This window comes from Bacillus sp. 16GRE42 (assembly GCF_019837435.1).
In the GTDB taxonomy this organism is placed as follows: Bacteria; Bacillota; Bacilli; order Bacillales; family Bacillaceae_G; genus Bacillus_A; species Bacillus_A wiedmannii.
The window spans coordinates 140,366-159,477 of the sequence record NZ_JADAXF010000003.1 but is presented as its reverse complement, the minus strand read 5'-3'; the positions used below and the strand labels follow the sequence as shown (position 1 = coordinate 159,477).

Here is a 19,112-nt window from a genome sequence, read left to right as displayed (position 1 = left end):
AATTTCATCAAGTTAACATTTCAAAGGGGAAAACTACTATGAATAAAGATATATCAAAAGATGAACAAGTCCCTTCTCAAAGTACAACTGTTCAATCCGCACACTTAGCTTTAAGTGGCGAAACGAAAGGCTGGAAACGACTGTTACCGTTTTTAGGACCCGCTTTTATCGCATCCGTAGCTTATATTGACCCTGGTAACTTTGCTACAAATATCGCAGCTGGTTCACAATACGGATATTTACTATTATGGGTTATATTCGCTTCTAACTTAATGGCAGTATTAATTCAAACTTTATCAGCTAAATTAGGAATTGCTACGGGAAATAATTTACCTGAAATAGCTCGCGAGCACTTTCCAAAACCTGTGTCTATCGGCTTATGGATACAAGGTGAACTCGTTATTATGGCTACAGATTTAGCTGAATTTATCGGGGCAGCACTCGGATTGTATTTATTATTTGGAATTCCTATGTTACCAGCTGCTTTAATTACAGCAGTCGGATCATTTATTATTCTTGAGTTTCAACGCAGAGGATTTCGCCCACTAGAAGCTATTATTACAGGGATGATTTTTATTGTAGTAATAGCATTTGGAATCCAAGTTTTTTATGCAAAACCAGAATTAAGTCCCCTTCTTTCCGGACTATTTATTCCGAAATTCCAAGGTGTAGACAGTATATTACTTGCAGCAGGGATATTAGGTGCGACAGTAATGCCACATGCAATCTATTTACATTCTGCATTGACACAACGCCGCGTGGTTGGAACAACTGACGAACAAAAGAAAAAGATTTTCCGTTTCGAATTTATTGATATCATTATTGCAATGGTTATCGCTGGAGCAATTAATGCGAGTATGTTAATTGTTGCTGCTGCACTATTCTTTAAAAATGGCTTGCATGTTGAAGATCTTGATGTTGCTTTTAACCAGTTCAGTACTTTAGTCGGTCCAGTATCGGCTGCTTTATTTGGAATTGGGCTCTTATCAGCAGGACTATCTAGCTCTTCTGTCGGTACAATGTCAGGTGACATTATTATGCAAGGATTCATTCGAATGCATATTCCGTTATATTTACGCCGCTTTATTACAATGATTCCACCCTTAGTTATTATCGCTTTAGGAGTAAATCCAACTTACGCTCTAGTCATGAGCCAAGTCGTCTTATCATTCGGTATTGCTTTTGCATTAGTACCACTTATTATGTTTACAAGCAGTAAAAAAATTATGGGTGCACTCGTTAACCACCGCATAACAACCTTTTTCGCTTGGATTATTGCTGCACTTGTTATCATTTTAAATATTTTCTTACTGTATCAAACATTTATAGGATAATGAAAAAAGGTATTCCAATAAAACTGGAATACCTTTTTTCATTACCACTTATGTATGTACCTCTTTCTGGCATTATCGCACCTTTTTCAGTTCGAAAGTAAAGTGGTAATCCTTCCGAGAAAAATATACTCACCTTGGATGGATCCTGCCTTTGGTGATGTATATGTAAATGCGGCTCACTTGAACTTCCTGAGTTACCGACTTGAGCAAGAACCTCTCCCTCATTTACATGTTGTCCTTCCCTCACTTTAATTGAGTCTTTCTTTAAATGCGCCAGAACCATAAATGTCCCTGATTCGTCTAGTTGTAAATAAACATGATTCCCCGCCATTGACTGGAAATCATCCGATCCCGGAACTATATCTTTTTCATCATTATTGATTGATACAACTGTTCCATTAGCTGGTGCCATTACTTCCGCCCCATATATTCCATAATCCTCTAACATACTACTTTTCACTTCAGCAGGCGGAATAAGAATATCATACGCCCATCGTTCATTTGGTTTGATAACGTGATAGTTCGTTTCTAACCGATCGCCGCCCCAGCCCACTAGTGCTCGTTCATTTAAAGGAAAACGAACGACTATTTTAGGGCTCATAGAATGTACATCTGCTGGGTAAGCAAGTCCGCCTATGTTAGCAAACCACCCTAAAGGCCAAGCTCCAATTATAGAGAAAAGAACGATGAAGAGTAGCGTTCTATCTATTCGCTTTCTGAAAATGCCTTTCCACACAAATAGTAATACTGAACCTATCAAAATAAAGATTGATACTAAACTAAATGCTTGTATAATCCACCAAAAAATGACTATTATAACACCATTAGCTAAATAAACTACACTCCAACTTATAATTAAAAACGCAACTAAAATTACTAATACATATTTCTTCCACATGTTGTATCCCCACTCTCATATCTTTGTTCTACATGATACGAAGTGAAAATTACGACATACAAAAGAAATACTTACGACTTTCTTACATTTCTTTATACTGCGGTAAAACGATAGTGAAAACCGTTTCTTTATCGTTACTACGTACAGTGATATCTCCTTTATGAAGTTCCCCTATACTTCTCGCAATTGCAAGTCCCATTCCTTTTCCACCCGTATGAGAGCTACGTGATTTTTCACCACGATAAAACTTCTCAAAAACGTAAGGAAGGTTCTCATTCGGAATGCATTGTCCAAAATTTTCAATTTCTATTTCAACATTCATGTTTCTTTTAGAAATTTGAATCAAAATCTGTTTTCCGTCTTTCCCGTACATAATACTATTATTAATTACATTTTCGAACAGCCTCACCATAAGCGCTACATCCACTTCCACATGTAACTCCTTATCACCGTTAATATAAAAGCTCATATCGGCATCATCTAGTAATGGTACAAAATCAATCATGATTTGTTCAATGAACGCTTTCATATTTACTACACTTTTATTTAATTCAATCTCCCTATAATTTATTTGACAATATTCTAATAAATCATCTACTTGATTTTTCAATTCATAACTTTTTCGCTTTAATATACTTACATACTGTTCACATTCTTCTCCATTTGAATGAAGCTGATTTCCTAACAGGTCCGCGTAACCGATTATAGATGTTACAGGTGTTCGTAAGTCATGAGAAATATTACTAATCATTTCAGTTTTCATTTCCTGCGATTTTTTTTCATTTTCGATAGACTCTTTTAAACTTTTAGCCATTCTATTAACATTCGCTGCTAATTCACCAATCTCGTCATTTTTTGAAATAGGTATATGTATTTCTAAATTACCATTACTTATTTCTTTCACGTTCTTATTTATTTCAGATAACCTTTTCATCATTGTTTTTGTCATGAATGCAAAGTATATTGTAGTAAAAGTTAAAAAAGCTATTAAATATAACAATGAATATTTTTCCTCTAATCCAGTAATATGACTATATATATTTCCAACTACAATTTGAAACGCTATTATACTTACAGTTGCTAACAAAATGCTACATATGAATGCGATAAAAAACTTAGCTCTAATGCCTTGTAATGATTTAATCTTCAATTTTATATCCGACTCCCCAAACATTTTGAATAAACTTCGGCTCTTTTGGATTCGCTTCAATTTTATTTCTTAATCTTGCAATATGAACCATTACTGTATTATTACTTTCATAGGCTCTTTCTTTCCAAACGCTCTCATATATTTCTTCAATAGTGAACACACGATTCTTTGCAGCGGCCATTAAGTACAAAATATCATATTCAGTTTTCGTAAGATTGATTGTTTCTCCATATAACATTACTGTTCTCGACACTTCATCGATTTCTAACCCTCTAATGTTTATTTTCATTTCTATTACTTGGGCAGCATTTTGATTGAAATATGTATACCTTCTTAATTGAGCTTTCACTCTCGCTATAAATTCAATTGTACTGAACGGCTTCACAATATAATCATCTGCCCCAGTACTAAACCCAATTACTTTATCTACATCCGATGATTTCGCGCTTAAAAACATAATTGGTAAACTATGTTTCTCTCTAATCCTTCTACACAATTCTATCCCATCCATATGTGGCATCATAATATCCAAAATAGCAAGTTGAATACTGTTATTATTTATTATTTTTAAAGCCTCTTCTCCGTTATGAGCACTAAAAACTTTAAAACCTTCTTGCATTAAATTCGCGTTAACAAATCGAACAATATCTTGATCATCATCTACAATTAAAATTGAGTTTTTCTCCATATACAAACCTCTTTTTGAAATATATTCCACAATCAATTTTATCACAAATTAAAACCATACTTCCCTCTTGAATAATCTTTATTTTCAGACTAAATTATATAATAACAACACATTCTAGTTTCAGAAGAAATGGAGTGAAAGTATGTTTCCTATATTAAAAACCGACCGACTCATTTTACGAGAACTTACCGAAGAAGATGCACCGAGTATACTACAATGCTTTTCTAATACTGACGTACTGCGCTATTATGGCCAAAAACCATTACAAAATGTTGATCATGTGAAACAAGTCATTCATAACTTTAAGCTGAGTTACAATGCAAGAAGTGGTATAAAGTGGGGAATTGAATTAAAAGGCAAGAAAGAACTCATTGGTACCATTGGTTTTCACGATTGGTCTTCTGAGCATAAACGAGCTAATATAAGTTATGCCTTTCTCCCTGAACACTGGGGAAAAGGATATGCGACGGAAGCTGTTTCTGACGTTATATCATACGGTTTCCACACACTTCACTTAAAGCGGATTGGGGCAATTGTCTTTCTTGAAAATGAGGCTTCCAATAAAGTGCTATTAAAATTAGGATTTGAAAAAGAAGGCGTTCTAAAAAATTATATGTATCAAGATGATATCCCATATGATACAAATTATTATTCTTTATTAAAATGAGTTTAATAGAAATTATACGTAAAAACTCGTTTCAGCATAATGAATCAAGATAGTGGATTTTTAACGAAAGATGGGAAACCGAGCGTTTTTCATTTCTTAGATCATCATACGACTGATGCGAAGTACAATAAATTATATAATCTAAACAAAGGGCATGAGCATATTCTTACTCATGTCCCTTTTTTACGTTCTTTTTCTGTTTTCGCAATGCTTTTGGAATGTATACACAGAAAGGTTCGCTTTCCATGTAATCTCCCGTCATTGCATATGATTTAGAACGAGATCCTCCACAAACATATCGAAACCCACAAACTAAACTTTTTATAAGTTTTCAATATCATTACCTCTTTTCTAAAACCATAAAGAACGTACTATCCGGTAGCACAACCGCATTCCCAGACTCATCTTTAAAATCGATTTTCTCGCTAAGATGTTGTGTATATCCATCCTGTAAATAGTTCATAGCTTGAACGATGTTTACTTTATCTCCAAAGATACCCTTTACGAAATCCTTATAGTCGTTTGGCGTAAAGATTCCAAACTGCTCTTGCACCTCGTGAACAAAGGAATCCTCACCCCATGTATACGTATATAAGAACTCCATCGCATCGTTAACAGGCATTTTGACTGTATTGTCTGCAAGTACCTCATACTGGATTATACGCCCCTTAAATTCACGGACATACTGCTCTAAGAACTTCATTCCACCTGCATCTTTAAAATGAATCACACGCATTAACATTTTATCTTCAGTCATGATGCCATCACGAATGATAATACGACCTCCTGGCTTTATCACCTCGTAAGCACTCTGTAACCCCTTTTTAATTACTTCATGATTGAATTTCTTCCCTTCATACTCGATATAAGAGAACAGTTCATGAAGGATAGAAGAATATACAATCGTATCAACCGATTCTTTATCAAACGAACTACCTAAGTTGATTGCATCCCCTTTAATGACGTCCCAAGAACGACCTTCGTCCTGTTTCTTCTTTTTCAACGTATCAATCACGTTTTTGGAAATATCGATACCGTAGATTCGTTTATTTTCGGTCTCTTCTTCAATCATGTCTAGCATAACACCACCACCAGCTCCAACATCTACAACCGTATCTCCCTTTATATAATCAAGAATAATTCGTTTATCATCAGCCGAACTATTCATATGTTCCAAATACACTTCTTCGTTATGGAATCTATCATATGCGTCCTTTCGTAACCCGAAGAAATCAAAGAGCAGTACATTTGCTCGAGCATGCATCATATCTATCTTTTCTGCCTCTACACAGAAGATGATTAACGCCTCACCTACAGCAGAAAACTGAAACGACACATACGCAGTCTTCATATCTTCATCGACTTTAATCTCAAAAGAAACATGTGTTGTATCCGGCTTCTCGTTCTCACGGTACTCCCGTAGATACTTCTCAATAACCCGCTTACGATACACATTGTCCTTCTTCTCACCTTTGAAATCATAGTGCAACTGCTGCATCAATTTCTCGAAATGGATATGTTGAACCTTTCTAGTTCCTATCTCGTTCTTTAACATAACAAAAACTGTCCAAATATCCTCGAAGCTAAGGGCATGCATAGACGGTTCTACATACCACAAATCCTTATCAGATAAAAATGTTTGAACGTTTCTCTTCTCGCTCCCCATAATTATATCTTTTTCAAATACTGACTCCTTATGTTTTGGCGTGAGTCTATGTACACGAGAAGTAAATGGCTCCACATAACCATCAAATAGCCCATCAATTGTAATCTTCACATCGTTCTTTACTTCGCTCCACAAAGATTTTGATACACCTTCAATAATACATTGATTAAGATAGTATAGAATCTCCTTTAACCTAACGTCTCCGTATTCTTCTTTATATGTGTCAATTAAATCAATATGAGAGTTCAAACGAGCCTCTCCGCGGATATACTGCCCGATTAATCCATGTGTTCTAATTAAATCTCGAACAAACAAATACTCAGTAGAGTTTAAGTTTGTCTCTATATATTCGATAAACTGAATATCACTAAAGATATCAGCAGAACCCTCGTTATGTACCAATAGATTGATTCCGTTCTTCTTCCATTTCTCTCGCTGTTTTAAAGAGCCTACCTTTGCAAGCTCACTATACGTTAGTACTTTTTCAATAATGCGATACGCTTCTTCATCTAAAGACAATCCATCTAACACTTGCAGCGTACGGTGTACATAGTACAACACCGCATCTGTTTTTAATTCACCAAGTACTTGTACATTCTCATAGTTTTGATGTATCTCCTCTGCCTCGATTAGATACTTTAACCACGTAGGGAGAATATTAGAAAACCCTTCAATGTATTTATTTAGAATCTCAATATTTTTCACCTTATTTACCCCCATATATAATCAATTTCAGTAGTATGGTCTGGGATATCTTCTCTAAAAAGATTATCACCTTATGCCCCCTTTACCATCTATATCTCTTTCAAATACAAATGCATCAAACCGAGTCTTTTTATCATGTAAAAGAGAGTTATCAATTTCGTTTCTAACATGCCAAGTTTGTAACACATTCTTTTGTTCATCTCTTATTTTAACTTCATCAGGAATTTCGGCGGAATAAACAGCAGGACGCAGCGAAGCATTTCTTACATTAATAAACATTTGTTGTGATAGAATCAACCGAAAATAGAAACGGCAAGCGGGTGCACTCCACTTGCCATTTTTTCATAGCTTAGTATGTATTTGAATTTCTTTTGCTTTCTCTTTTTCACCCTTCACTCGTACAATTAAATCATATGATCCGGATTTTGGCGCTTCAAAAGAAAGCAGACCTTCTTGTTGAGAAGTGACTTCTTCTTCATAAATAACCTTATCACCTTTTGTAACTTGCAATAAAATCGTACCTTCTTCAACGGCTGCTTCATAAGGAATTTCCACATTTCCTTTTTCAGCTTTAATCGTTTGCACATCGTAATACCCTTGCAACGAACCAATTTTTAAAGTCGTTTCGCCATTTTTTTGAACCTTTGTGACTTGTGTTGCTGTATTGCATGCGCTTAACAATACAACAAGAGTGAGAATCATAAATAAACGTAGTAATTTCATAGAAATTCTCCTTTTTTATGTATATGAATTAAATTTCTAACTCTAAATTTTGTACCATCTTATTTCCCACCTCTTAAAATAACTGTTTTTATAATAAAATAAGTAATAGAAAATAATAAACAAGTACCCATTGTACCAAAAACTGCAACTGAGATGTTACCTGCTAATGTTTCATTTGGATCTAATGCATTAGGTAAAATTGTACCCAAAATTGCAATACAGGCTAATACAACCATAAAATATTTAAATCTTTTTATTTTCTTTTTCATACTAATTATCCCCTTTATTCCTTAACATTAACTTCTAAACCAAATCCCATAAACCTACATCAGGACCTAATGGTACATGGAATTTGACTCTGCTTTTTCTAGCTTCAAAGGATCCCCCTAGATTCCCAAATTAATATCCCCAAGTATTATACATACCAATTAATTCATATAGAAAAAGCCCGTTCAATTCAAATACTTAAGCTCCCTTATTTTTATAATACTCAAATAATTATACACAAACATCGCTATCGATTCATCTTAATACCTCATTTACCTTTTAAGTATATCAATGACAAAATATATAATTTAATATTTTTTATATAATTAAAAACAAACATAGTTACAACAAGAGATTGTTTTTATGCTGATTTGTACTGTATTCCCTTATTCCATGTACTCTTTAAAAAAACCTTACTTTTTAAAAAGTAAGGTTTTTTGTATTTATTCATTAGCGATATAAGCATTCTTATACGTATAAACACCACCAAATTGATGCTTCTCAATTCCTTTTACATAATCCTTTTGTACGTAGGCTGATCCCATTTGATAAAGCGGTGCAACTGCAGCATCCTCTAGCAGAATACGCTCGGCCTCTTGCAATGCTTCCCATCTTTTCTTTTGATCTAGTACAAAATCGCTTTTCGCTTTCTTTATTAATTCATCGTAGTGAAGGTTAGAATAATTCATTTTGTTATTCTGATTATCCGTCGTAAAGAGTTCTAAATAACTAATTGGGTCTTTATAATCCGGTCCCCAATTTGCCATAGATATATCGTAATCTCCTGTTTGTTCTAACTGTAATTTTTGCTTAAATGGCTGTTGTTTAATTTGTATCGTTAATCCTTGCAAATTCTTTTCTAAGTCACCTTTTATATATTCTGCTATACGTTTTGCATTATCTTGTTCAAACGTTAAAAACTCTAGGTTTACTTGTTCTACTCCAAGCTCTTTTTTCGATTCTTCCCAAATCTTTTTCGCATTTTGCAAATCATATGAAGAAAGATCTCCGTTTTCTTTTCTAAAATCTTTGCCAGTCTCTTCATTTATATGACCAGCCGGTACAAGTTCGCTTGCAGGTTTTGCCCCGTTATTAATAAAGTGAGCAACGAAATCTTCTTTATTTAACGCGAATGAAATAGATTGACGCACCTTTTTATTTGCTAACGCACTATTTTTTTCATTAAAACGTAGCATAGCAATTCCTGAATCGCTCGACATATGTAAGTCCTTACTTCCCTTATACTTGTCTACAAATTGAGAATTAATAGGCACTCGATCCAAATCACCAGCTTCGTATAAATTAACAACCGTCATTGTATCTTTTACAATTTGAAAGTTTATTTCGTCTAATTTCACTTTCTTTTGATCCCAATATGTAGCATTCTTCTTTAATTGAAACTCTTGTTCATGCTTCCACTTCTCTAATACAAATGGCCCGTTATATATGAGATTACTAGGTTCCAATGCATAATTCTTTCCTTGTTCTTTCAAAAATGATTCATGCTGTGGTAAGTAAATCGGCAGTGCTAACAACTGTAAAAAATACGGAATTGGCTGTTCGAGTTCCACTTCTAACGTATAATCATTTATTGCTTTAACCCCAAGTGTATCAAGAGGCATTGTTCCTTTATTAATTTCTTTCGCATTTTTCACATGAAAGAGCATGTACGCATATTGAGATGCTGTTTCAGGTTTAATTGCACGTTTCCACGCAAACATAAAATCATTTGCTGTCACACTGTCTCCATTTGACCATTTTGCATCTTTACGCAAATCAAATGTATATTTTTTACCATCTTTACTTCTTTTAAACGATTTTGCTACCGCTGGAATAGGCTGATCTTGATCATCTAATACATACAAACCTTCAAATATGTTTTGCATAACGTGCGCTGATGTACCATCCATCGTTTTCGCAGTATCAAGAGAAGGAATTTCTTCTGATACTGTTACATTTAACACTTGTTTTTTAGCTTCTGCATCACTTTTATTCGCTTTATTATTACAAGCTGTTAATAATAAAGTTGTAACAAGTGCCATTACCATTAAATGGCTCTTTTTTTGCTTCATGAATTGTTCTCCTTAAGTATAAAATATTATAAAGCGTTATATATTATAGCAGAAATATGAACAGAAAGATGCGACATTCTTTTGAATATTTATTCGTTCAAGAAAAAAGCTATCCTTTTAAAAAAGGATAGCTTTTTCAACTACATATAATTACCTATCTTTGTAAACCTCGTTTATAACGACTCGCTTCAAATATAATACGCTCTTCATCTAACGTTTTACATTCACCATTCCAAACGACACGTTTTCCGTTAATAATTACATCGCTTATATCTTTTCCACTAGCGGCATATACAAGGTGTGATAACACTTCATCTGCTGGTTGTAAATGCGGCTTATTAGACGGATCAATCGTAATAAAATCGGCACACTTTCCAACCTCAAGTGATCCTGTTTGTTTCATGCCGATTACTTCAGCAGCTCCTTTAGTCGCAAGTGTAAGAGCCGTTTCAACTGGTAATGCTGTTGCATCTTGATGAATACCTTTTTGTAGTAAAGTCGCTATACGCATTTCTTCAAACATATCTAAATTGTTATTAGATGCCACACTATCTGTTGCAATTCCTACTTTCACTCCTGCTTCTAGCATCGCTTTTACATTCGCTATACCAGAACCTAGTTTTAAATTACTATTCGGGTTATGAGCTACTCGAACATCATGTTCTGCTAAAAATGCACGCTCATTTTCATTTAATACTACACCGTGTGCAATAACTGTTGGGCGTTTAAATAAACCGCAACTTGCTGCATATTCTACTGGACGTTTTCCGTACTGTGTTTCAATATCACGTACTTCACGCTCTGTTTCCGAAAGATGAATATGAACCATCGTTTGATTTTCTACTGCAATACGAGCACACTCTTCTAACAGTTCTGTAGAACATGTATATGGACTATGCGGCGCAACCATCGTAGTTAACATACCACTTTCGTTATAGTAACGCTTCACATATTTTTCAGCTTCTTCAATCGCTTTCTTCTCATCGTCCTTCTTTCCGAAGCTAAATAAAGTTCTTGAAACAGCAGCTCGCATCCCACTCTTTGATACCGTTTCCATAATTGCATCTTGATCTACTCCAATTGGATTAAACATATCAGAGAATGATGTTGTACCACTTTTCACCATTTCAAGTAATCCTAATTCCGTACTAGCAACCGCAAGCTCTGGCGTAAACTGACTTTCAAGTGGCCAAATTCTCGTCTCCAGCCATGGTTGTAATAACATATCATCGCCAATACCTCTTAAGAGACTCATTACAACGTGTGTATGTGTATTTACAAGCCCTGGTAAAACCCACTTTCCTTTCATATCAATTACTTCATCTACTTCAAAATCATTAGCGAATTCTCCGCTCTTTACATCTATAATTTGATCATTTTCTACAATGATATATCCATTTTCTATCACTTCGTTTTGTTCATTCATCGTTACGATTGTAGCGTTTACATAAGTTGTTTTCAAAAGTATTTCCCCTTTCAACTCTATGAAGTTCCCTTTAATAAGTTACCACCATTATAGTAACTTATTAAAGATTAAGAGTCAAAAGATAATTTGAATTCTTTCATTATCTTTTCCTTCAAAATGCTATATTGTTTTTCATTTGTATCCGCAAATGCTTCTTCCCGATTTGATTTCTCATCCATATAATCCATTTCTCTATTGAATTGAGCCCCTGTAAAATCAAGCCTCTTCCCATCTATACAGTTATAAAAGTGCCACACCTCTCCTATTTTTGTCTTCTTGATTTGCCCTCCGCATATATCTTGAATGACTAAAGCCGTTACACCACACTGTCCCTTTGCTGGATTTTCACTTGTCCACTTTGAACTCGTTTCAATCGACCACGATTTTATTAGTGCTTCATATATTCTTTTTCTCTTTATATGATCCATTTTCAGCTTCTCCTACTATTAATTGTTTTACACATCATATTTCAAAAGAGGCAGTAATCGCTCCTTAAAAACCGTTGATGGTGTTTCCCCGATTAACTTTGCTCCCATCTTCAAGTAAAACCCTTTTGCATTCGGATCACTATCAATTGTAAAACTTTTTATTCCTAGTTCATTTGCTTTTTCTATTACATACTCCCAAAGTATTTTCCCGTACCCTTTCCCTTTGTAACGAGGATGAATGTATAGGAAATCGAGAGCATTTTCATTACGTAAAAATGAAAAAAATCCAATCATCGTATTATCGTTTTCTAAAACATATACAAAATTATTTTTTATGTACTCATCGGTAATTGTTAAATCTTCCTTACAAGCAAGTATGAATTCTTCGCTATAGTTCCACGTTGCTTTTGAATGTAGTGCGAGTTCACTTAATTCATTTACTTCACTTAATAACGCTTTTCTTATCTTCATGATTCTTTCTCCTCACATTCAATATATAAACTCTTAAAATGATTCGAAAAGTAATTTAAAAAACCTCTTATTTCCGTAAATAAGAGATTACTTTTATAAATCTTTATTATAGGTAACAATTTTTGAAAAGAAAAAGAACGCCATTCCTGAAAATTGACGTTCTTTTTCTTTTAACCTTTATGGCATATTATATTGAGAGTCATTTGTTTTACTATTTTTATACTACATAACTATATATTTTCTACTACTGCTTCAAGCATTGTTCCATTTTTAGCATAATTCGTATGCCAAGAAAAAGCTTTTTCTAAAACATGAGGGGTTTGTCCACCTCTTGTTTGTGCTTCTTCGAAATAAGCTCTTAGCTGGTCACGATACATTGGATGTACGCAATTCTCAATAATTAGTTCCACTCTTTCTCTTGGCGCTAGTCCTCTTAAGTCCGCATACCCTTGTTCAGTGACGATAACATCTACATCGTGTTCCGTATGGTCTACATGCGAAACGAAAGGAACGATACTTGAAATGTTGCCGCCTTTTGCAATCGATTTAGTAACAAAGATAGCTAAACGCGCATTTCTTGCAAAATCGCCAGAACCACCAATACCGTTCATCATTTTTGTACCTAAAACGTGAGTAGAATTAACATTTCCGTATATATCTAATTCTAAAGCAGTATTAATCGAGATTAATCCAAGGCGACGAATGATTTCAGGATGATTAGAAATCTCTTGCGGGCGCATCATTAATTTATCACGATATTTTTCAAAGTTAGAAAATACTTGTTGCATTTTCTCTTCAGAAAGCGTGATGGAGCAGCAGGAAGCAAAATTGACTTTCCCAGCATCCATTAGATCAAAGACCGCATCCTGTAAAACTTCAGAATACACTTCTAAATTTTCAAACTCCGAATCTAGCATACCGTGCAATACTGCATTAGCAACTGAACCAATTCCAGATTGTAACGGCGCTAAACGATTTGTTAATCGACCTACTTTAACCTCTTCTCGAAGGAACTCTATTAAATGCTGTGCCATAATGACAGTTTCTTCATCTGGAGGAACAATTGTCGATGGCGAATCCAGTTGATTCGTAAACACAATTCCCTTCACTTTTTCAGCATCAATCGGAATACCGATTGTTCCAATTCGATCATCCGTTTTTACGAGCGGAATTGGGAGTCTTTCCCCTTGTTTACCTGGTTCATATAAATCATGTAGCCCCTCTAGTTGCGTAGATTGAGCCATATTCATTTCAATAATAATGGACTTAGCATGTAAGGAGAATGCTAAGGAATTTCCAATTGAAGTGGTTGGAATAATCATGCCATCTTCAGTAATCGCAACCGCTTCCAAAATAGCGACATCTATATCCATAACGTCAGCACGGAGTAACTCTGCTGTATGAGATAAGTGCTGATCCACAAATAAAAAGTCTCCGTTATTAATTCCTTTTCGCATAGTCGCATCAGCTTGGAAGGGCAATCTTTTCCCTAAAATTCCTGCCTCAGCAAATAATTTATCTACATCCGAACCTAAGGAAGCCCCTGTATAAACATTCACTTTAAAAGATTTATCATTCTTCACTCGGTTTACAAGTGCAAATGGGACTGCTTTTACATCCCCAGCGCGTGTAAATCCACTTAAACCTAAAGTCATTCCACTTTCAATCCATGAAGCTGCTTCTTCAGGTGTAACTACTCGATCTTTTAAACGTTGATCCCTAATTCTATCTAAATTATTCTCCATATGTAATCCCTCTCTTAATGAATATTCATAATTATTTTACACATTAACAGTATCAAAATAGGAATTTTCTTACACAATGCCGAAAATTCAGATAAAACAGCGAATCTAGGTTCTAAAGCAGAAACATTTAGAATCCTAGAAGCTTACGAAAATAGCTAGCATATGATTGACTCACTGGTACCCTCTCTCCGTTATCCATAGAAAGTAAAAAAGTAGAATGCGTATCAGGGTAAATCGCTTTAATATGATTAACATTTACAATAAAAGAACGGTGACATCTAATAAAAGAATCTTTCGGCAGCAAGTATTCGAATTCTTGTAGCGAGTACTTATGTGTTCCTGTTAACTCTTCTGAATTCACATACGTCTTTTTATCTTTAGCTTCTAAATACATGACCTTTGAGAAAGGAACTGGAACCCAGCCGTCTGTTGTTTTTAAAGTAACGACCGACTTACCATCCGTTAAAGCGGGATAAATTGCCGTCACGCAACCTTCAATCTTGCCATTATTTGAAAAAGGTACGGCCATTCCATGATAAGGAATACCGAAAACATCTCGGTTAATAAACTCAGAGGCTTTTTGCTTCGTTATCATTGCTTTATGAGCAATCGTCCCTTCCTTAATAGGATCTCCGGTGCTAATCTTTAAATCAATTCGTTTGCTTGGTCGATAGTAAATATATTCTTTCGTATTTGAAACGGCGATTGATATTTCATCTGAAAATAATTCCCCAACAACATCTAGTAGTATACCTAATGTTTTATCTTCCATATTATTAACACCTCATTTACTATTATACTACTATTATGATTTATAAAACCGTTCAGCAATTTGAACGGTTTTACAGATTATTTAGTTCACCTTAGCCCCATAACATCTTGCTACTGCAACTGCCTGCGCTATATCTAATTTCACATTTTTTAAATCAAAACTTGTAAAATCAATTCTATCAACTACCGCCCCTTTTAAATCTGCACCACTAAGTTTCGCCTTACCTAATTGTGCACCTGTTAAATCTGCTTCACGTAAATCTGCTTTTTCTAAATTACATTCATATAGGTCAGCTTCAATTAAACGTATACCCTTTAACATTTGTTTACTTAAGTTCGCGAACCTTAAATTCGTATATGACCAATCGCCCGATATTATAGTTATTCCATCTAAATTCGCTTCTTCAAAATCAGAGCCAGTCATTTTACATTCTTCAAACTTCGATACGAATAAATTCACACCAACAAACTTACAATTCGCAAATGTAGTTCCTTGATGGATAGAAGCGTTAAATAGAGCACCGGTAAAATCACATTCTATAAAATTACAATTTTCAGTAGAAACTTCCGATGCATCTATCCCTCTAAAACGGCATTTTATGAAAGTACAATTTTTCAATTCCTCTTCTTTAATCAAAACATCTTGAAAATCTATTTCTATATACTCTTTATTTACAAATTCACTCATAACTATTCCTCCGTCTCCTTAAAGAAACCTCACTTGAAAAAAGTGAGGTTTCTTCTCATACAATATGTCCATCTAACCAAGAAATCAAATCTTGAAATACTTCATCTCGATTTACTTCATGGAACATTTCATGTCTTCCATTTTCATATAGACGCAATGTTACATCTTTCACGCCACATTTTTTATAATTTTCATATACTTCTTTTACACCTTTCCCCATATCCCCAACAGGATCACGATTTCCTGAAAAAATATGTATTGGAAGGTTTTTCGGTGTTTTCTTAAACTCTTCTAGTTTATTTACTTCTAATACCCCAGAAAATAATTCACGATAAAAACTTGTTGTACAAATAAATCCACATAAAGGATCCGCAATATATTTATCAACTTGATTATTATCTGAAGATAACCAATCAAATTTCGTACGATTTGGTTTAAAGTGCGAATTGAAATTTCCGAAAGATAAAAAGTTTAGCATCGGACTTTTCGTTTTTGCCCCGCGTAGTTTCATCTCGATTGTCGCTACTTTATGACCAATGACTCCTAAGAATCCCGGGTTCCCACCAGTTCCTGAAATAAGGAATCCATCATATAATCCACCTTTAAGTTGTACAGCACGTCTTGATAAAAAAGAACCCATACTATGTCCAAGTAAAAACAACGGGCATGTCTGCTCTTTTCTTATCGTTTCTGATACAAAAATAACATCAGACACAGCCTCATTCCAACCTACATTTGGTTCAAAATGACCATAATCTTCTTCTCTTTTCACTGTTTTCCCATGACCTTTATGATCATGCGCATAAACACCATACCCTGCTTCTAATAAAGCAGCAATAAAGTCTGTATAAACACCTGCATGTTCTGTCATACCATGTGCAATTTGAATAATCCCTCGCGGATCTCTTTCTGGTAGCCACTTACGTAAATAAATTTCCGATCCATCCAATGCCGTAACGAAACTTTCCTGTACGTTCATTTCGTCAGCCCCCAACTCTATTATGTATATCAAAAAATGAATATCCATTCATTATTCTTATTATGTATTATATGCAATTGCTTTCATTATGACAAATACTGCACTTTTCCAATTAGCTCTATAACTATTATGTTGACGAATTTAAAATAAAATTATATAGTAACTTACATAAAGTAATTATTATATTTTTGGGAGGTTTCTATTATGATGCCATCATTATTTTTAGCACACGGATCACCGATGCTTGCTATTCAAGATACAGAATATACAAGTTTTTTAAAAACACTTGGAGAAACATATAAACCGAAAGCAATTGTTATTTTTACTGCTCACTGGGAAAGTGAAGTATTAACGATTTCCTCATCAGATAACGAATATGAAACAATTTATGATTTTGGAGGTTTTCCTCCTGAGTTATATGAAATTAAATATCGTGCGAAAGGCTCTTCTAACATTGCATCTATGTTAGAAACAAAATTTAAAAACAAAGGTATTCCAGTCCATCATAATATGACGAGAGGTTTAGATCATGGCTCATGGACACTCTTGCACCGCATGTATCCAGAAGCAAATATTCCTGTCGTCCAAATATCAGTCAATCCATTCCTTCCTGCAAAAGAACAATTTGAAATTGGAGAAGCACTAAAAGGACTTGGGCAAGAAGATATTTTAGTAATCGGGAGCGGTGTTACCGTTCATAATTTACGAGCTTTAAAATGGAATCAAACGACACCCGAACAATGGGCAATTGAATTTGATGATTGGATTATTAAACATATGCAGACTACTGATAAAGATGCATTATTTAATTGGGAGAAAAATGCCCCTCATGCACAACTAGCAGTACCAAGAGCAGAGCATTTTGTTCCTTTATTTATCGCTATGGGAAGTGGCGATAATAACGGTGAAGTCATTCACCGTAGTTACGAGCTTGGTACATTAAGCTATCTTTGTCTCCAATTTTAAAGAAAAGGATGAAGCAATCGTTGCTTCATCCTTTTTCTTTTTCATTCACTTAGTTAACTAACTTCCAAATGTCGTTTCTCTGATACCTCTTCGTTCTTATTGTGAAAATAAACCCAAATGCACGCAATAAATAATAGTGATGAAGTAGAAAAGAAAACATATTGGAAGCCCGCATGTGCTGCAATTTGTCCACCAAGTACTGGTCCAATCATATTTCCTAAAAACTGAAACGATTGATTATACCCAAATATTCTTCCCGTTACATGGGTTGGTGTATGTTGTTTTAGTAGAGTTTGTACGGAAGGTAATAGTCCTGCTTGTGCAATACCTAATAAAAAGCGAAGAATTAATAGTTGCCAAGCTGAGGTTACAAATGCTTGCGGAATAAAAATAATTCCTGCAGCAAACAACGCTACAACTAACGTTTTTTGAGGACCGATATGATCTGATAATCTACCTAACTTAGGAGCTGCCATAATAATCGCTAAACCTGTCGCAGACATGACTGCGCCTGCAATCATTTCAATATGAGCTGTTCCTGGGCCTTCTAAATTCTTTACATACAATGTAATAATAGGTTGAATTGACATGTTCGCAAGTTGAATAATAAATGTTGTTACAAATAAACTAATAATTAAATGCTTTGCTGGAACCATCGTCCATACTTTTTTCTGTTGTACTTTTTTTGCTTGAGCGGAGTGATTCTCTTCATGTAGGAAGAAAAAAACGATGAGAAAAGAAAGGAATAAAAAAGCTCCTGTAACAAGAAAAACATGGCGCATTCCAATTAACTCAGACAAATAACCACCAAGTAATGGGCCAAGTAAAGAACCGCTCACGCCACCTGTTGAAATTGTGGAGATTGCCCAACCTGAATGTTCTTTCGGAGTTTCTGCTGCAATAAATGTCATCGCCGTTGAAAGGAAACCAGATACTGCTCCCATTAAAAATCTTAGTGCTACTAATTGATACACATCCGTTACAAATCCCATAAGCGTCATAATAATCGCCATACCTAGGCTCGCACGAATAAGCATCAATTTCCGTCCATGTATATCACCCAGCTTTCCCCATATTGGTGATACGATCGCACCCATTAAAAATGTTATACCAAATGCAAGTCCCGACCACTGTGCAATACTAGAAGTGCCAGTTACTCCTAATTCCTCAATATAAAAAGATAAAAAAGGAATTACTAAACTCATACCGGCTGCAGTGGTAAAACAACCTAGCCAACAAATCATTAAATTTCGTTTCCAGCTGGCCATTTTCACACCTTCTTTCTTTAGATACCCATTCTACACCCTTTCTTGTAAAAAGTTTAGTAATTTGCTTTATTTGTAAGATTTACTACAAAACCCGCTATTTTCTAGTAAAAACCACTACATCTTTACATTATTTTCATAAAAAAACCAACTCCCCTATATGG

The 19,112-nt window shown here is 34.8% G+C and carries 19 protein-coding genes and 1 pseudogene; 3 read left to right on the top strand and 17 right to left on the bottom strand.

Annotated elements, in window-relative coordinates:
• The first annotated feature begins 38 nt into the window (after window positions 1–38).
• Entirely contained in the window at window positions 39–1,334 is a 1,296-nt protein-coding gene (locus tag ILS93_RS17465; RefSeq protein ID WP_064476413.1) for an Nramp family divalent metal transporter, read from the top strand.
• Here the strand turns inward: ILS93_RS17465 and ILS93_RS17460 are convergent.
• The 3 genes from ILS93_RS17460 to ILS93_RS17450 all read right to left on the bottom strand — a co-directional run bounded on the left by ILS93_RS17460 (window position 1,324) and on the right by ILS93_RS17450 (window position 4,070).
• On the bottom strand, window positions 1,324–2,232 hold the full coding sequence (locus tag ILS93_RS17460; RefSeq protein ID WP_222660990.1) for a M23 family metallopeptidase: 909 nt from the start codon (window positions 2,230–2,232) through the stop codon (window positions 1,324–1,326). The two genes, ILS93_RS17465 and ILS93_RS17460, sit on opposite strands and share 11 nt — an antisense overlap.
• An 82-nt stretch (window positions 2,233–2,314) precedes the next feature.
• Window positions 2,315–3,382 carry a sensor histidine kinase gene (locus ILS93_RS17455; RefSeq protein ID WP_064476414.1) on the bottom strand — a complete coding sequence of 356 codons (1,068 nt, stop codon included), beginning with the start codon at window positions 3,380–3,382 and terminating at the stop codon, window positions 2,315–2,317.
• Complete coding sequence (locus tag ILS93_RS17450) at window positions 3,372–4,070, bottom strand: response regulator transcription factor (RefSeq protein WP_064476415.1); 699 nt, start codon at window positions 4,068–4,070, stop codon at window positions 3,372–3,374. The genes ILS93_RS17455 and ILS93_RS17450 overlap by 11 nt, the downstream gene beginning before the upstream one ends.
• A gap of 142 nt (window positions 4,071–4,212) precedes the next feature.
• On the opposite strand from ILS93_RS17450, the gene ILS93_RS17445 reads away from it, so the two are divergent.
• Complete coding sequence (locus ILS93_RS17445; RefSeq protein WP_064476416.1) at window positions 4,213–4,737, top strand: GNAT family N-acetyltransferase; 525 nt, start codon at window positions 4,213–4,215, stop codon at window positions 4,735–4,737.
• Window positions 4,738–4,903: 166 nt separating this feature from the next.
• On the opposite strand, the pseudogene ILS93_RS17440 reads toward ILS93_RS17445, so the two are convergent.
• The 13 genes and pseudogenes from ILS93_RS17440 to ILS93_RS17380 form a co-directional block, all read right to left on the bottom strand.
• Window positions 4,904–5,050, bottom strand: a pseudogene (locus tag ILS93_RS17440) (radical SAM/SPASM domain-containing protein); the annotation flags it as partial.
• 27 nt (window positions 5,051–5,077) lie between these two features.
• Window positions 5,078–7,123 carry a class I SAM-dependent methyltransferase gene (locus ILS93_RS17435; protein WP_222660988.1) on the bottom strand — a complete coding sequence of 682 codons (2,046 nt, stop codon included), beginning with the start codon at window positions 7,121–7,123 and terminating at the stop codon, window positions 5,078–5,080.
• 51 nt (window positions 7,124–7,174) lie between these two features.
• Window positions 7,175–7,405 (bottom strand): hypothetical protein, encoded by a 231-nt coding sequence (locus ILS93_RS17430; RefSeq protein ID WP_064476418.1) that lies wholly within the window; start codon window positions 7,403–7,405, stop codon window positions 7,175–7,177.
• A gap of 45 nt (window positions 7,406–7,450) precedes the next feature.
• A complete protein-coding gene (locus ILS93_RS17425) occupies window positions 7,451–7,831 on the bottom strand; it encodes a BA_1872 family lipoprotein (RefSeq protein ID WP_000771817.1) in 381 nt (126 codons plus the stop codon).
• Between the two features lie 59 nt (window positions 7,832–7,890).
• Window positions 7,891–8,100, bottom strand: coding sequence for a hypothetical protein (locus ILS93_RS17420; protein WP_000726954.1), 210 nt, complete (start codon window positions 8,098–8,100; stop codon window positions 7,891–7,893).
• A 441-nt stretch (window positions 8,101–8,541) separates the two neighbouring features.
• Window positions 8,542–10,170 (bottom strand): peptide ABC transporter substrate-binding protein, encoded by a 1,629-nt coding sequence (locus ILS93_RS17415; RefSeq protein WP_064476420.1) that lies wholly within the window; start codon window positions 10,168–10,170, stop codon window positions 8,542–8,544.
• A 154-nt stretch (window positions 10,171–10,324) separates the two neighbouring features.
• Complete coding sequence (locus tag ILS93_RS17410; protein WP_141669141.1) at window positions 10,325–11,650, bottom strand: bifunctional S-methyl-5'-thioadenosine deaminase/S-adenosylhomocysteine deaminase; 1,326 nt, start codon at window positions 11,648–11,650, stop codon at window positions 10,325–10,327.
• Window positions 11,651–11,703: 53 nt separating this feature from the next.
• On the bottom strand, window positions 11,704–12,063 hold the full coding sequence (locus tag ILS93_RS17405; RefSeq protein WP_064476422.1) for a YunG family protein: 360 nt from the start codon (window positions 12,061–12,063) through the stop codon (window positions 11,704–11,706).
• A 27-nt stretch (window positions 12,064–12,090) separates the two neighbouring features.
• On the bottom strand, window positions 12,091–12,534 hold the full coding sequence (locus ILS93_RS17400) for a GNAT family N-acetyltransferase (protein ID WP_064476423.1): 444 nt from the start codon (window positions 12,532–12,534) through the stop codon (window positions 12,091–12,093).
• 230 nt (window positions 12,535–12,764) lie between these two features.
• Window positions 12,765–14,279, bottom strand: a complete 1,515-nt coding sequence (gene scpC, locus ILS93_RS17395; RefSeq protein ID WP_064476424.1) for a succinyl-CoA:acetate CoA-transferase ScpC — start codon at window positions 14,277–14,279, stop codon at window positions 12,765–12,767.
• 127 nt (window positions 14,280–14,406) lie between these two features.
• Window positions 14,407–15,051, bottom strand: coding sequence for a LytTR family DNA-binding domain-containing protein (locus tag ILS93_RS17390; protein WP_000389704.1), 645 nt, complete (start codon window positions 15,049–15,051; stop codon window positions 14,407–14,409).
• A gap of 81 nt (window positions 15,052–15,132) precedes the next feature.
• Window positions 15,133–15,738, bottom strand: coding sequence for a pentapeptide repeat-containing protein (locus ILS93_RS17385; protein WP_048561151.1), 606 nt, complete (start codon window positions 15,736–15,738; stop codon window positions 15,133–15,135).
• A gap of 55 nt (window positions 15,739–15,793) precedes the next feature.
• Entirely contained in the window at window positions 15,794–16,717 is a 924-nt protein-coding gene (locus ILS93_RS17380) for an alpha/beta hydrolase (RefSeq protein ID WP_001102603.1), read from the bottom strand.
• Window positions 16,718–16,921: 204 nt separating this feature from the next.
• On the opposite strand from ILS93_RS17380, the gene ILS93_RS17375 reads away from it, so the two are divergent.
• Window positions 16,922–17,683, top strand: coding sequence for a DODA-type extradiol aromatic ring-opening family dioxygenase (locus ILS93_RS17375; protein ID WP_000982936.1), 762 nt, complete (start codon window positions 16,922–16,924; stop codon window positions 17,681–17,683).
• A 53-nt stretch (window positions 17,684–17,736) separates the two neighbouring features.
• Here ILS93_RS17375 and ILS93_RS17370 read toward each other — a convergent pair whose 3' ends face one another.
• Entirely contained in the window at window positions 17,737–18,951 is a 1,215-nt protein-coding gene (locus tag ILS93_RS17370; protein ID WP_000179291.1) for a multidrug efflux MFS transporter, read from the bottom strand.
• Window positions 18,952–19,112 lie beyond the last annotated feature (161 nt).